The sequence below is a fragment of the Streptomyces sp. NPDC003248 genome (genome assembly GCF_055563235.1).
The window spans coordinates 144,580-159,173 of sequence record NZ_JBVHDT010000015.1; the positions used below are offsets into that span (position 1 = coordinate 144,580).

Here is a 14,594-nt window from a genome sequence, read left to right on the forward strand (position 1 = left end):
CGCTGTACGTGGCGGTACGCAGGGGAGAGGCGGCAAGACGATGACTGTACGGGGCGAAGAAGCGGGGCAGCGGCAGCAGCAGCGGCCGGAGGACGATCCGGGGTCGGGTGTCGTGACCGCGTTCGGGCGGCAGTTGAAGCTGCTGCGGACGCGGGCAGGGTTGGAGCGCGCCGAGTTCGGCAGGAGGCTCGGGTACTCGGCGGACACGGTGGCGTCCATCGAGCAGGGGCGGCGGATTCCGCAGCCTCAGTTCATCGAGCAGGCGGATGAGGTGTTGGGGGCCGGTGGGGTGCTCACAGCGCTGAAGGAGGAGGTGGCGAAGGCCCAGTACCCGGCCTTCTTCAGGGACGCGGCGCGGCTTGAGTCGGAGGCTCACGAGCTCTTTCTCTACGCGGTCCAGGCGGTCCCGGGGCTTCTCCAGACCGAGGAATACACACGGGCCCTGCTCGCCATGCGGCGACCGTTGCTGGATGAGGACACGATTGAACAGCGTGTCTCAGCGCGACTGTCGCGGCAGGAGACCTTCGCTCGTTGGCCGGCACCACTGGTGAGCTTCGTCATCGAAGAGGCCGTGTTGCGCAAGCCGTTCGGCGGCCGGGCCGTACTGCGCGGAGTGCTTGAGAACATCCTCTTGATCGGGCACCGACGCAACGTCGAGATCCAGGTCATGGCGAACGACCAAGAGGACAACGCCGGTGTTGACGGCCCGTTCACGCTGATCACCCCGAAGAAGGGCGAACAGATCGCGTACCTGGAGGTACAAGGTCGCAGCATCCTGGTCACTGACCGGAACGAAGTGCGGTCCATCTCAGCGCGTTATGGGATCATCCGAAGCCAGGCTCTCGCTCCGCGAGAGTCCCTGGGATTCGTAGAGAAGGTGCTGGGAGAGCTATGAACACGGGTGAGTCGTGGCGCAAGAGCAGCTACAGCACAGGCAATGGCGGCGAGTGCGTCGAAGTCGCTTGGATCAAGAGCAGCTACAGCGGCGCGGAGGGCGGCGAGTGCGTCGAGGTCGCCGGGACCGGCGAAGCCGTCTGGGTTCGTGACTCCAAGCGTCCCGCAGAAGCCAGGCTGTCCTTCAGCCTCGAAGCATGGGGCGGCTTCGTGCGGATGGCTGCCGAGCACTGAACGGGCGGACGTGAGGAGATCGGGCCCGGTACGCACGTCGTACCGGGCCCGATCTCCTCAGAAGCCCTCCAGCCCTTCTTCCCGGCGGATCATCCGCCAGGCGGCCCGGCGGGCGCTGCGGTCGAGGTTGGACTTGAAGTCCCGGTCGGCGCCGAAGTACCGCTTGCCGAGGGTGTCGATGGTGGATACGTGATCCATCATGTTCTCCTCGAACTTCTTGTCCCAGACGATGCCGAAGTTCTCCTCGTCGTTGACGAGGGCGGCGGCCCGGACCTTCGGGTCCTCCTTGGTGGCGTTGAAGGCCGGGAGGACGTCCTCCTCGCTGAACTCCGTGCCGAACTTGGCGTTGAACCTCTCGATCAGCTCGGACAGCAGTGACTTCTCGGCGTCCTTGGCGCCGCCGACGCCGTCGCCGAAGCCCTTGAGCTCGGCCGCGCCCTCGGGGTTGAGGGAGACGTCGTGTTCGCCGGTCTTCTCCACCCGCAGATGACTGAGATCCACCTCGCCTATGTCGACTCCGCCGTCGGCGAGACGGGGGAGCCGGTTGAGCAGGTAGCGCCCGTAGAGATACAGGCGTTCCAGCTCGGCGTCCTGGTATGGGACGATCTGCGCGAGGAAGCCGTACTTGCGGACGTAGTCGTTGAGGTTGGCGCGGAAGTCCTCGGCGGTCTCGACGTCGTCCTCCTCCTCGCTCTCCAGGAGGGCGGTGAAGCGGGTGACGGCGGGGGAGAGGAGTCGGTACAGCTCGGCGTGCAGCTTCTCCCACTTGGACTGGGAGCCGGCGGCCTTCTCCTGCGCCGCCAGGTACGCGGCGACGAACTCGTCCATGTCCTGCTCGGAGATGACCGGGGCGGACATGACGCGGCTCTGGGCCGTGTAGAGCAGGTTCGGATCGGAGGGCAGGGTGTGCGCCTCCTCGAAGTACGGGCGGAAGGCGTCCTGGATGTCCTCTGCCTCGTTGACGAAGTCCAGGACGGCGAGGTCGGCCTGGGACTTGCGTTCCGCGGTGCGGTTGAGGCGCGAGAGCGTCTGCACGGCGGCGATGCCGGTCAGCGTCTTGTTGACGTACATCGTCGTGAGGAGCGGCTGGTCGAAGCCGGTCTGGTACTTCTCGGCGACGACCAGGATCCGGTACTCCTGCTGCCCCTTGCCGCCGGCCTTCGCGGCCTTGTCGTCGGCGCGGGTGTAGCCGAAGGCCTTCGGCAGCGCGCTCTCCGAGAGACCGCCGTTCTCCTTGCTCTCGGTGGTCTCCTCGCCGTCGATGGTGAGGGACCCGGAGAAGGCGACCAGGACACCGAGGTCCGGGTACTTGGTGTCGTACTCGCGGTCGGCAATGTAGCTGCGGATGGCGCGGGCCATCTGCACGGCGGAATGGCGGGACGCCGTGACCACCATGGCCTTGGCACGCCCGCCGAGCCGGCCGCGGGTGTGGGCGACGAAGTGCTCGACGATCACCTGGGCGTGCTGCGACACCGTGTGCTCGTGCATGAGCGCGAACCGGGCGAGCAGGCTGTTCGCCTTGGAGGGGTCGACCTCCTTCTCGTCGTGGTTGAGGTTCGCCAGCTTCCAGTACGTGTTGTAGGTGACGTAGTTGCGCAGCGGGTCGAGGATGAAGCCTTCCTCGATGGCCTGGCGCATGGAGTAGGTGTGGAAGGGGCGGTAGACAGTCTTGCCGTTCTCCACGCCTTCCGTGCCGAAGAGTTCGAGCGTCTTGGACTTGGGCGTGGCGGTGAAGGCGAAGTAGGAGAGGTTGGCGGCGCGGGAGCGTTCCACCGCCTTCGCCTTCAGCTTGTCGTCCACGGTGAGCGTGGTCGCACCCTCGTCGTCCGAGTCGGCGTCCAGGCCGAGGTCGCGCAGGGCGGACTTCACGGCGGTGGCGGCGTCGCCGGACTGCGAGGAGTGCGCCTCGTCCACGATGATCGCGAAGCGGGTGCCCTTGATCTCGGTGGGGTTGCGCTTGATGTAGTCCAGCAGCGCCGGGAACGAGTGAAGGGTGACGGTGACGATCTTCCCGGTGTCCCGGGAGAGGGCGCGGGCGAGCTGCTCGCTCTTCGCCCCGTGCTTCTCGTCGATCTTCACGACCAGGCCGTCGGTTTGCGAGAAGCTGCCGACCGTCGCCGAGAGCTGTGCGTCCAGCGCGCGGCGGTCCGTGATGACGATGACCTTGTCGAAGACGGGCTCGCCGGGCTTGATGCGGCCGTCGGCGAGGGCATCGGGGTTGAGAACGTGCGGATCGTGGCGGGCGTGCAGGTCGCTGAGGCGGTGGGCCAGCCAGCCGATGGTGTTCGACTTGCCGGAGCCGGCGGAGGCCATGACCAGGTAGTTCTGGCCGGCACCGTGGACGGACGCGTGTGCGGTGAGCTTCCGGACCACGTCCCACTGGTGGAAGCGGGGGAAGATCGTCGACTTCGTCGTGCCGCCGCCGGGCGTCTTGTGCTTCTGCTGATGCACGAATCGCTGGAGGAGGTCGAGCCAGTTGTCCCGCTGCCAGACCTGTTCCCACAGGTATGAGGTGGCGTACGTGCCGTGGGCCGTGGGCGCCGGGTTTCCCGCCCCGCCGGGCTGGCCGGGGCCGTTCGAGCCGGTGTTAAAGGGGAGGAACCGGGTTGCCTTACCGCGCAGTTGGGTGGCGACGAAGACCAGGTCCGGGTCGACGGCGAAGTTCGCGAGGACGCGTCGCGTGAAGATCAGCTCGGTCGGGTCGCGGTCCGTCCGGTACTGCTCCTTGGCCTGCTCGACGCCCTGACCGGTGAGCGGGTTCTTCAACTCGGCCGTGGCGACCGGGATGCCGTTGAGAAACAGGGTGAGGTCGAGCTCGTGGCCCCAGTCGGCCTGCTTGGTGGCGTACCGCAGTTCCCGGACGACGGTCAGGCGGTTGGCCCTGTAGCCGTCGAGGACGGAGTCGGCGGAGATGAGGTTGGGCTTGAAGTAGGCGACACGGAGACGGACGCCGCGGTCCTTGACGCCGTTGCGGAGGACGTGGAGCAGTCCGTCGTCGGAGATGGCCCGGTCGAGCCGCTGGGCAAAGCCGCGCTCGGCCTCGTCGGAGTTGCCGCCGTAGACGGTGAGGAGCTCGCTCCACTCGTCGGGCTGGGTCTCGCGGACGAACTCGTACAGCTCGTCGGTGTCGAGCCCGAGGTCGGCCTTGTAGTCCTCCGGGTTCGCCTCCCGCCAGCCTCGCTCGCAGAGGGCGGCGACTATCGCGGACCCGAAGGAGGACTCGTCGTGCACGGGGCTCATACGGCTACTCCTTCGGTGACGTTGCGGCCGCTGGCGGTGGATACGTCGAACTGGCCGGTTACGGCGGCGGTGATGAGGGCTTGGCGGCGTTCGTTTAGCAGCTCGGCCTGACGGTTCATCGTTGACCGCAGCTTACGGATGCGCGCTGAGTGAGCAGAGAGCCGGTCCGAGATGTCCCGCTGCGTGGAAAGAGGCGGAAGAAGGAACGTAACCCCCCCGATCTGGTCACCGCTGAGATGCGGAACCGAGACACCGGTCAGCTCCCCCTCCACGGTTTGGCGGAACCTCGAAGATCGAAGACTCCAGTAGACATACCTCATGTCCACCTCAGCGGACTTGGGTCGAAGACACGCAACGCGTTGGAGTAGGAGCGCAGGTAGATCGCTCTCCGAGATGAAGGTCATGCGCATGCCGCTAGAGATCCAGGGGCGATCCATGCCCACGACCAGATCTCCATCACGCAGATGGAATCGCTGGGGTGTGGGCGTGTTGTCTTCGTCCCATGAAACGGTTTCGTCCCATGACGTCTTATCCACGGAGATATTGATGCCGCGAAGAAGTCGTGTGCCGCCGTGGTGTAGAAATCCTTCGCTGGGGAAGGCGTAACCCGGAATGACCTGACATAGGCGGCTCACCTTTCCGAGCCCCCAGTCCGCACTATCGGAGTCGACCCCGAGCTTATTGAGAGTTTCGGCATCGCCGGCGGTAGCCCCGTCCACGAGTTGGCCCAACATAAGGCCGAGCAGTGCGCCTTGGGCTTCTCGTGCCTCACCGACGCGGTCGATGCGGGCGGTCTCGGTGTCGAGGAATTCGGCGATGCGGCGCTGCTCATCCAGCTGAGGGAGGATGACCCGCACTTGAGCCAAGTCTTCCCAGTAGAGGCGCCATTGTGCTGGGCGGATTCCCTTGGAGCGGGACTTGAAGTCGCCGATAAATGGCGCAGACCTCAATAGATGATGCAGGTAAGGGGGGTGTGCCTGCGTGCCAATCTCGCACACTAGGTAGTCAGGGCTAACGATCCCATCGTGGCTGGATACGCCGAGGGAGCCTTGCCACGCCTTCATCTTGTTGACAACCAGATCTCCCGCCCGGACCAGTTGGTAGCGGGAAAGGTCTGCGGGGGTCTTGTTGTAGTTGTCGCTCCTTGAGTTCTTCGGGATTACACCGTGCTCCCGATAAACGGAGAGTACCTGGGAGTCCAGAAAGCCTGTCCTCTCTACCGGGCGAAGAACATATCGGAGTGGAAGTGTTGCAGCCTGAAGCCTCACTTGGTCACCTCCCTCAACAATCCTTGAATCTCCGCCTCCAGTGCCTTCAACTCCGCGTCGACCTCCGCCAACGGCCGCGGCGGCTCGTACACGTAAAAATGCCGCGTGAACGGAATCTCGTACCCGATCTTCGTCTTGCTGTGGTCGATCCACGCGTCCGGCACGTGCGGGTGGACCTCCCGCGTCAAGTACTCCTCGACGTCCTCGCCCAACGGAACGTTCTCGTAGTCCCGCAGCTCCGCGTCCGGCTCGGGCTGCCCCTTGACGAGTTGGACCTCGCCCTCCGGGTCCCGCACCCCGACCACCTCACGCAGTGCCTTGTTGAACGGCGCCCCCGTCGGCCACGTCCCACCGGCCTGCACCACCGCGTCCTTCAACGCCAGCCAAGCCTCCTGCTTCGTGGCCCAGCCCGTGCCCATCAGGGACTTGAACGCGTCCGCCAGAGCCGAAGCCTGCGGCAGCTTCTGGATGGCCTTGGACGCCTCCAGCGCCGCCAGCGTCTCCTCCGTGATCTCGAACCGCAGCTTCAGCGGGCGCTCGACCGTGATCCGCTGGTATCCGAAGTCCTCGTTCGGGAAGACCTTCACCTTGCCGTGCAGCGGATGCTCCGAATCCCCCGCCACCGCCAGCGCCTCGCCGTACAGCTTGACCACCGTCGCGATGTGGTCCTTGCCCAGCTCCTTGCGCTTGTCGCCCAGCGACTTCCGCATCTTCTGCCACTGTTCACGCGCGTCCAGCAGCACGACCCTGCCCTTGTGGTCCGGGCTCTTCCGGTTGGTCAAAATCCAGAAGTACGTCGAGATGCCGGTGTTGTAGAAGAGCTGGTCCGGCAGGGCGACGATGCCCTCCAGCCAGTCGTTCTCCAGGATCCAGCGGCGGATCTCCGACTCGCCCGAGCCGGCCGCGCCCGTGAAGAGCGGCGAGCCGTTGAAGACGATCGCGATGCGCGAGCCGCCCCCGCCGTTCACGTCCACCGGCTTCATCTTCGAGATCATGTGCTGGAGGAACAGCAGCGAGCCGTCGTTGATGCGCGGCAGCCCCGCCCCGAAGCGGCCGGCCTCGCCCAGCGCCTTGTGCTCGTGCTCGACCTCGTCCTTGACCTTCTTCCACTCCACGCCGAACGGCGGGTTGGCCAGCATGTAGTCGAAGGTCTTGCGTGCGTGGCCGTCGTCGGAGAAGGAGTTGCCGAAGGCGATGTTCTCCGGGTTCTGGCCCTTGATCATGAGGTCGGAACGGCAGATCGCCCACGACTCGGGGTTGAGTTCCTGCCCGTACACCTCCACCGTGGCGTCCTCGTTGAACTCGGTGATGAGGTCGTCCATCGCGGAGAGCATGCCGCCCGTGCCGCAGGCCGGGTCGAGGACCGTGCGCACCGTACCGGGAAGCTGGAGCGCGTCACCGTCCGGGGCGACGAGCAGCCGCACCATCAGCTGGATGACCTCGCGCGGCGTGAAGTGCTCACCGGCCGTCTCGTTGGACTGCTCCGCGAAGCGGCGGATCAGTTCCTCGAAGATGTAGCCCATGTTGTGGTTGGGCACGACCTCGGGGCGCAGGTCCAGGTCCGTGAACTTACCGATGACCTTGTAGAGGAGCCCCGCGCTGTCCAGCCGCTTGATCTGCTGGGCGAACTCGAAGCGTTCCAGCACGCCCCGCGCGTTGTCGGAGAACGCCCCCACGTACACCTGAAGGTTCTGCGCCGCGTTCTGCGGGTCGTCCGCGATCTTCTTCAGGGTCAGGCCGGACTTGTTGTAGAAGGAGTGGCCCGAGGCCCGCCGCAGGAAGCGGTCCGGGTCGATCCCGGTGTCCTTATGCTGCTCCGCGATCTCCGCGACCTTCTCGCGCGTCGGTTCGAGCACGCACTCCAGGCGCCGCAGCACCGTGAACGGCAGGATGACCTTGCCGTAGTCGGACTGCTTGTAGTCCCCCCGCAGGAGGTCGGCGACGGACCACGCGTGGTTCGCCAACTCCGTGTGCTTACTGCTGTTCAACTGGATCCCCAGGTTCCTTCCGAAATGTCCCAACCCCACCGCCCGAGCCGATTCGGCAGGCCGGGGCGGTCCGACAAGTGTGGTCTATGCGTGAAGGCCTGCGTGCCTAATGGGGCGAATCGTCACCCCGGCCACGCGCCTCCGTTGTCTCCCGTGAGGGCAGTAGCTGGCCCCCGGTCAGCCCGCCCGCCAGCAACCGCGCCGTCTCCTCCGCCAGCCGTGTCGCTCGTCGCGCCTCCGCCCGGAGTTCGTGCACGTGCCGGAACGCCTCCCCGTAGCGCCGCTGATCCTCCAGTGGCAGCAGGGGAACGCGCAGCCTGCCCGGGTTCACCGTGAGGACCGTGCTGCCCGTCGACGCGCCCGCGATGTTGTCCTCCGCGCCCATGAAACCGGCCAGGAACCAGGCGTCCAGGCGCTTCGGGTCCGGCCGGAAGAGGTGGACGTGGGGGCCGAGCAATGCGCCGGCGTCCTCATCGCCCGCGACCCGGGCCATGGGGCCGGACCCGCTCGCGACCGCTCGGACGAGGACGTCCCCGGCGGCGATCAGAGGGGCCACGACGCTGCGCAGCTCCGCCGGGTCGCCCGTGGGACCCGACCCGCGCGCGATGTCCGCGCCGGTGAGGACCGGGCGGCCCCCGGTCTCCTCTGCCTCGCCCTCCGCGCGGGCCCGCGCACCCTCCGGCACCGTTCGCAGCAGGGTGAGCGCCCCGCCGCGCGAGAGGTCGGCCACCGTCGCCGTCCGCCACTCGCGTGCCGTGGCTCCCGCGGCGCTCCAGTTCTCGTGGGCGGCCGTCCGAGCGAGGGACTCCGCGGCCTCGACGAGGTCGCGGCGGGCGGCGTCGACCTCCGTCGCCAGTTCCGCCGGATCGACCTCGGCCCGTGACGCCCGTACCAGCCGGGCCGGGGTCAGGTCCACCATGTCGTCCAGCAGGTCCACCACACCGACCGCGTGCGCGACACCGGGCTCGCCCTCGAACGTGTCCGGGTTCTCCGTGAACGCCTGCCACGCGCCGAGGACCCGCGCCGTGAGCCCGGCCCAGTCCAGGGACGCGGACCGTCCGGCGCCCCGGGTGTGGGCGGCGCCGCCGCGTCCGGCAGTCGCCGTCGGCGTCTCGGCCGTGTCCACGAACAGCACCGACTTGCGCTCCGGACCGCCCGGCTCGGGCCGTTGCAGCACCCAGATCTGAAGACCGACGTGCAACGGCACCGACGCGCCGACCGGCAGCGCGATCACCGCGCGCAGGGCCCCGCTGCGGACGAGCTCCGCCCGTACCCGGCGCCCCGACGCGCGGCCCGCCGTGGCCGGCGGCAGGATCAGGGCCGTGTAGCCGCCGGAGGTCAGGTGGGCGAGCGCGTGCTGCACCCACGCCAGTTCCGACTCGGCGCGGGGCGGGACGCCGTACGCCCAGCGCGGGTCGTACGCGAGCTCGTCGTGCCCCCAGTCGCGGACGCCGAACGGCGGGTTGCACAGCACCGCGTCGGCGAGCAGGTCGGGGAAGGCGTCCGCGCGCAGGCTGTCGGCGGCGCGCACGGTCACCGTGGCCTCCGGAGTCGTCAGCATCAGGCTCACGGCACTGCGCCGGGCCTGCACCGGAAGCGTGTCCTGGCCGTACAGCTCGCGGGCGCCCCGGCGGGCGGCGGCCGCCAGGAGGGTGCCGCTGCCGCAGGCCGGGTCGAGGACACGGGCCGGGGAGCCGGGGACCAGGGCCGCGAGAAGATCCGCCAGCTGCGGGGGCGTCCGGTACGCGCCGGACGCGGCACTGTCCTCCAGCTCCCGCTCCGCGAGCACGCCAAGCGCGGCCTGCCCGCCCTCGTCACGTACACACGTGTACAGCGCGCGCAGCACCGCCGCGTCCCCGGTCCCGAAACGGACGGCGTCCGCGCCCGGCACGACGTCGGCCGCGGCGGACGCCTCACGCTGCGCGCGGGCGACGAGGTCCGCGTCCGGCAGCCGGGTGGCGGCCGTCAACTCCTCCGGCGCGCAGGCCGCCGCCGCGAGGACGAGGAGCAGCAGATCCGACGTGCCGCCGCCCTGCGCGTGCAGGCGCAGCGTCGTGCGCAGCTCTTCCGACGGGCTCGAGGCCGAGCTGTGACCGCGCGAGGCGAGCCAGGCTCGTACGGACTCCAGGTCGTACAGCGGACTGCTGTCCGTGCCACCGGACGGCGCGGGAAAGTCCTCGTGCCGACGGCGCCAGTTGCTGACCGTGGCGCGCGTGACCCCGGCGATACGGGAGATCTCGGCGGCGGTCACCTGAGCGGATGAGGGTGGCATGGGCGGAATCCTGGGCCTCTCGACAGCGGACGTCAACAACTTACAGCAGGCGTCAAATCCGTCGAGCCGTTTGACGATGCTTTCAGTCTCGTGCTTATCTGTTGGTGCTTCCGGCGGGAAGCGGCCGTCCCATAGGTCTGTGGCCGGGGGTGCGCCGTCGAGCCGTGCCGTACCGCTCCGCCGCGCCTTCCCGGCCTCCGGTGAACCGCCGCGAGCGCCGTCCGTGATCGTTCAGAACACACTCCGGGGGGAGTCCCATGCGCCTCACCATGCCGACCGGCGTCGTCGAGGGAACCCAGCTCACCGTCATGCCGTTCCGTGACGACGCCGTCGTCGGAACGATGTCCGTGCCCGCGCTCGTCCAGCTCGTGCCGTCACCGCGCGCCGAGGAGGACCCGAGGAAGCTGAAGGCCGCCTCGGGCCTGGTGCGCCGCCACGCCGAGCTGCGTGCCACCGTGCAGCGGACGCTGAAGTCGTCGCAGAAGGGCAGGAACGTCGGGCCGTACGCCGAGTACATCGCCGCCGGCCTCAAGGGCGAGCTGGGCGCCGCCTGGTCCACGCCGCCGATCACCCTGTGGCACGCCGGACCCCTCGCCGCGATCAGCGACGAACTCGTCCCGGGCAGCGGCCTGCGCACCCTCACGGTCGCGCCGGGCACGATGGTCGTCGCCATCGACGGCGAGACCCAGGCCACCGCCTGGCACGACCTGTACGACGACCCCGAGACCTACGGCCTGACGTACCCCGAACTCGCCCGCGTGCGCGTCCCCTTCGAGCTGTACGTCGACCTCGCCCCGGCGGACGCCCGGCAGATCTTCTACGACCGCAACGTCCAGGGCGTGGCCGTCGCCAAGAACCTGGCCATGTCCATGGACCAGCGGGACTTCGGCACCCGGCTCGCGCACGTCGTCGCCGACTCCGTGAAGGTCGAGGTCGACGGGCAGCGGATGCCGTTCGGCAGGCTGGTCAACTCCAGCAAGCGGCAGGTCTCGGCCGGCGACCGCGAGGTCGTCACCCTCTCCGCGCTGCGCGCCCTCGTCGTCACCACCCTCTACGGCAGGGCCGGCCTCGCCCGCTCCGCCGAGTCGGTGCACGAGGACGAGTTGCCCGCCGGGGTGCCGGCGGAGGAGGCCGAGGCCGTGGTCGTGCCGCTGCTGGCACGGCTGATCTCCGAGCGGTTCCCCGCCTTCGCCGCGCGCAGCGCCCTCACCGCGCCCGCCGTGCTCGCGGGCGTCGGCATCGCCGCCCACCACGCCACGCCGTGGAGCGAAGCGGCCTCCCGCATCGGCGTCGAGGACCTGGACCGGCTGCTCGACGGCATCCGCTGGGAGCGCGAGGTTGCCTACTGGGACGGCGTCGCCGCCAAGGCAGGCACCTCCGGCCGCCTCAACTTCAGCGGCGGCGTCAAGGACTCCGGCGGCCGCGTCGCCGACGCGATCCTCTACCCGGCCACCGAGGCCGGACGGAAGATCCGGGGCCTGTCGGCCTGAGCGGGCGCTCCGTGACCCCGGCGGCGCACGGGGGCGCGGAGCACGCCCGCCGACGACGGACAGCCCCCCATGGCATCGCGCCCACCCACACACCTCACCGCCTCGGCCCGGACCACCGGGTGCGGACGGGCATCACCGAACGGAGTACCTCATGACGACGCCGACCCCTGACCCGCGGCACGGCCACGCCCCGCAGAACGCCTGGGGCCCGACACCGCCGTTCCCGCAGTCCGCGCCCAAGCCGCCGGTCCGCCACAAGCAGCGGATCAAGTACGGTGCCACCGCCGCCGTCGCCCTGTTCGTCGGCATCGGAATCGGTGCCGGTGGAGGCGAGTCGGAGGCCGACGGTGCCACCGCCGCCAAGGCGGGACCCCGCCCGACGGTGACCGTCACCGAGGCGGCGAGGAGTGAGGCGGCCCCCGCTCCCACGGTCACCGAAACGGTCACCGCTCAGCCGAAGAAGACCGAGCCGGCCGGTCCCGCCACCACGTTCTCGGGCGAGGGCGAGTACCTCGTCGGAGAGGACATCAAGGCCGGGACGTACAAGACGGCCGGTCCCGAGGACGAGTTCGGCTGCTACTGGGAGCGGGCCACGGACGCCAGCGGCGAGTTCGACTCGATCATCGCCAACAACAACCTCAACGGGCCGGGACGGGTGACCCTCGGCAAGGGCGAGTACTTCAAGACCAACCGGTGCCAGGAATGGAAGAAGGTGGACTGAGCCGCCGCCCCATGCCGGGCGCCCGCATATCCGACAGGATGCCGGTTTTTCGTCCGTTGGATGCGGATATCATCGCCGCTACCACAGGTATGTGCAGTTGCTGTGGGGTTCCCTGGGGGTAGAGCGCCGGAGCGGTGCGGTGACGGGGGGCCTGCCGGAAGCAGTGCAGGGGAGGGGGTGTTCATGGGCCGGACGCAGAAGGTCTCCGCCGCAGTGCGGAGGATCGTGGACCTGGTCCGCGAAATCCGTCCCGGATTCCGGAGCTCGGACCCGGATCCGGCCCTCACGGCCCCGCTGCCTCGCTACAGCCCCAGCGTGCCCGTAGCCCCGCACGCCTTCGTCCGGAGCGGGGCCTGAGGCGCTCGTCCCCGTGAGCACGACCACGATCGACAGAAAGGGAACTTCCTTGTCCGTACACTCCGCCCGACCCGACGTGGACGCGGCAGCCACTGCGCTCAAGGGCATCTGGTTCCCGGTCAAGGGTACGGTGAAGAGCCTTCCCGAGGTGCTGAGCCCCGACGAAACCGTGCAGGCCCTCGCCGTCGCCCATCACGACGGCGTCCTGGGCGTGCTCGTGCTCACCGACCGCCGCGCACTGTTCCGCGCGCAGGGCTGGGCCGGCCAACGGCTCGTGTCGCACGCCCTCGGCGAGATCACCGACCTGCGCTGGACGGGCGGGCTCGGCCAGGGAACCCTCACGTTGTCCGTCGCGGGGTGGGCGGCCGAGTTCAAGAACATGGACAAACGTGACGGCCAAGCCCTCGCCGACCGCTTGCAGCATTGGCGCCAGTGGTACGCGCAGCAGACGGGCCAGGCCGCTCACCCCGGATCAGGGCAGCCCCTCGCCGGACCCGCACCCGCCACAGGGCAGCCGTTCACCGGCCACACCCCCGTCCCGACGCAGCCGTTGCCCGGTCATGCTCCCGTCCCGACGCAGCCGTTCGCCGGTCACGCCCCCGTTCCCGCGCAGCCGTTGCCCGCCCCCGCCCCCGCGCCGCAGCCCTCGGCCCCGTCCTCCTCCGGCGGAGGAGGACTCTTCGGCCGCCGCCGGAGGGAGACGGAGGCCGAAGCCGCCCGGCTGAGCGAGGAACTGCACGCCAGGGCCGCGGACGCCGAGGCTCTGCGGGCGGAGAACCAGCGCCTGCTCGCCGAACTGACCGCTCTCGCCGGCGCGGACGCGGCCCGCCTGGTCCAGGAGACCGAACGCCTGCGCCGCACCCACGCCGAGCACCTGGCCGAGGTGCAGCGCATCGACACCGTCCTCGACGCGAAGGTGGAGGCGGCCGCCGAACGCGCCGAGACCGAGCTCAGCGGCACCCGACAGCGACTGCACGCCATGGAGGTGCAGGCGCAGGAGGCCGAGCGCCGGCTGGCCGCCGCCAGGAGCGGGCTGGTCGTCACCGACGACCTGGCACTGTTGCAGGAGGCGGGCATCTACGAGTACCGCCACCCGCTCGCGGACGCCGTGGCCTACAAGGCCGAACTCGACCGCCTGAAGGACCAGGCCAAGACGCTCACCAAGAACGGGCGGGCGGTCGTCGGGGTCACCGAGTGGACGGTCAACGGCTCCGCAGCCGAGGGACGCCGCATGGTGCGCGACTTCTCCAAGCTGATGCTGCGCGCCTACAACGCCGAGGCCGACGCCGCCGTACGGGGCATGAAGCCGCACCGCCTGGCCTCCCTCGTCGACCGGCTGGCGAAGTCACGGGAGACCATCGCGAGGCTCGGCAAGACCATGCAGATCCGCGTCACCGACGAGTACCACCGGCTGCGGGTGCGCGAACTGGAGCTGACCGCCGACCACCTGGCCAAGATCGAGGAGGAGAAGGAGCGGCGCCGCGAAGAGCGGGCGCGGCAGCGCGAGGAGGAGCGCCTGGAACGGGAGATCGCCCGCGAACGCGCCCGCCTCGACAAGGAGCGCAACCGCCTCGTCCTGGCCCTGGACCGGGCCCGCGCCGCCGGGCAGGCGGACCCGGCCCAGATCGCGGAACTGGAGGGCAAGCTCCGGGAGATCGACGCGGAGGAGGAGGCCATCGACCGGCGCGAGGCCAACCGCCGCGCGGGATACGTGTACGTCATCTCCAACATCGGCGCCTTCGGCGAGTCCATGGTCAAGATCGGCCTCACCCGCCGCCTCGACCCCATGGACCGCGTCAACGAACTCGGCGACGCCTCCGTGCCGTTCCGCTTCGACGTGCACGCCCTGATCTACAGTGACGACGCCGTCGGTCTGGAACGCGCCCTGCACCAGGAGTTCGAGGACCGGCGGGTCAACCGGATCAACGCCCGGCGCGAGTTCTTCCACGTCACCCCGGTCCAGGTCCGCGACGCCCTCGCCCGTCACGCGGGGCAGCACCTTCTGGAGTTCCACGAGGAGCCGGACGCCCCCGAGTGGCGGGCCGGCCTCGCCGGTGCGGTCCCCCAAGGCCGACGACACCGCTGATCACGTACCCTCCGGCTGCCTCCGGACCACTTCGAGGAGTTCAC

9 protein-coding genes are annotated in these 14,594 nt (G+C 69.2%); 5 read left to right on the plus strand and 4 right to left on the minus strand.

Features of this window, described 5'->3' with window-relative positions; translation table 11 throughout:
* Window positions 1-40: 40 nt before the first annotated feature.
* Both ACZ3KJ_RS28995 and ACZ3KJ_RS29000 read left to right on the plus strand, forming a co-directional pair.
* Complete coding sequence (locus tag ACZ3KJ_RS28995; protein WP_467531271.1) at window positions 41-895, plus strand: helix-turn-helix domain-containing protein; 855 nt, start codon at window positions 41-43, stop codon at window positions 893-895.
* Window positions 892-1,128 carry a DUF397 domain-containing protein gene (locus ACZ3KJ_RS29000; protein WP_467531272.1) on the plus strand — a complete coding sequence of 79 codons (237 nt, stop codon included), beginning with the start codon at window positions 892-894 and terminating at the stop codon, window positions 1,126-1,128. Before ACZ3KJ_RS28995 ends, ACZ3KJ_RS29000 begins: the two co-directional genes overlap by 4 nt.
* A gap of 57 nt (window positions 1,129-1,185) precedes the next feature.
* On the opposite strand, the gene ACZ3KJ_RS29005 is transcribed toward ACZ3KJ_RS29000, so the two are convergent.
* The 4 genes from ACZ3KJ_RS29005 to ACZ3KJ_RS29020 form a co-directional block, all read right to left on the minus strand.
* Entirely contained in the window at window positions 1,186-4,368 is a 3,183-nt protein-coding gene (locus tag ACZ3KJ_RS29005) for a type I restriction endonuclease subunit R (RefSeq protein WP_467531274.1), read from the minus strand.
* Window positions 4,365-5,636: a hypothetical protein gene (locus ACZ3KJ_RS29010; RefSeq protein ID WP_467531275.1), complete on the minus strand. Its 1,272-nt coding sequence runs from the start codon at window positions 5,634-5,636 to the stop codon at window positions 4,365-4,367. Before ACZ3KJ_RS29010 ends, ACZ3KJ_RS29005 begins: the two co-directional genes overlap by 4 nt.
* Window positions 5,633-7,624, minus strand: a complete 1,992-nt coding sequence (locus ACZ3KJ_RS29015) for a type I restriction-modification system subunit M (RefSeq protein WP_467531276.1) — start codon at window positions 7,622-7,624, stop codon at window positions 5,633-5,635. Before ACZ3KJ_RS29015 ends, ACZ3KJ_RS29010 begins: the two co-directional genes overlap by 4 nt.
* Before the next feature lie 106 nt (window positions 7,625-7,730).
* Window positions 7,731-9,896: an N-6 DNA methylase gene (locus ACZ3KJ_RS29020; RefSeq protein WP_467531278.1), complete on the minus strand. Its 2,166-nt coding sequence runs from the start codon at window positions 9,894-9,896 to the stop codon at window positions 7,731-7,733.
* A 257-nt stretch (window positions 9,897-10,153) separates the two neighbouring features.
* Here ACZ3KJ_RS29020 and ACZ3KJ_RS29025 point away from each other — a divergent pair, with 257 nt between their 5' ends.
* The 3 genes from ACZ3KJ_RS29025 (at window position 10,154) to ACZ3KJ_RS29035 (ending at window position 14,550) form a co-directional block, all read left to right on the plus strand.
* Window positions 10,154-11,386, plus strand: coding sequence for a ParB N-terminal domain-containing protein (locus tag ACZ3KJ_RS29025; protein WP_467531280.1), 1,233 nt, complete (start codon window positions 10,154-10,156; stop codon window positions 11,384-11,386).
* Window positions 11,387-11,537: 151 nt separating this feature from the next.
* Window positions 11,538-12,107: a hypothetical protein gene (locus ACZ3KJ_RS29030; RefSeq protein WP_467531281.1), complete on the plus strand. Its 570-nt coding sequence runs from the start codon at window positions 11,538-11,540 to the stop codon at window positions 12,105-12,107.
* Between the two features lie 406 nt (window positions 12,108-12,513).
* Entirely contained in the window at window positions 12,514-14,550 is a 2,037-nt protein-coding gene (locus tag ACZ3KJ_RS29035) for an SNIPE associated domain-containing protein (RefSeq protein WP_467531283.1), read from the plus strand.
* Window positions 14,551-14,594: the final 44 nt, after the last annotated feature.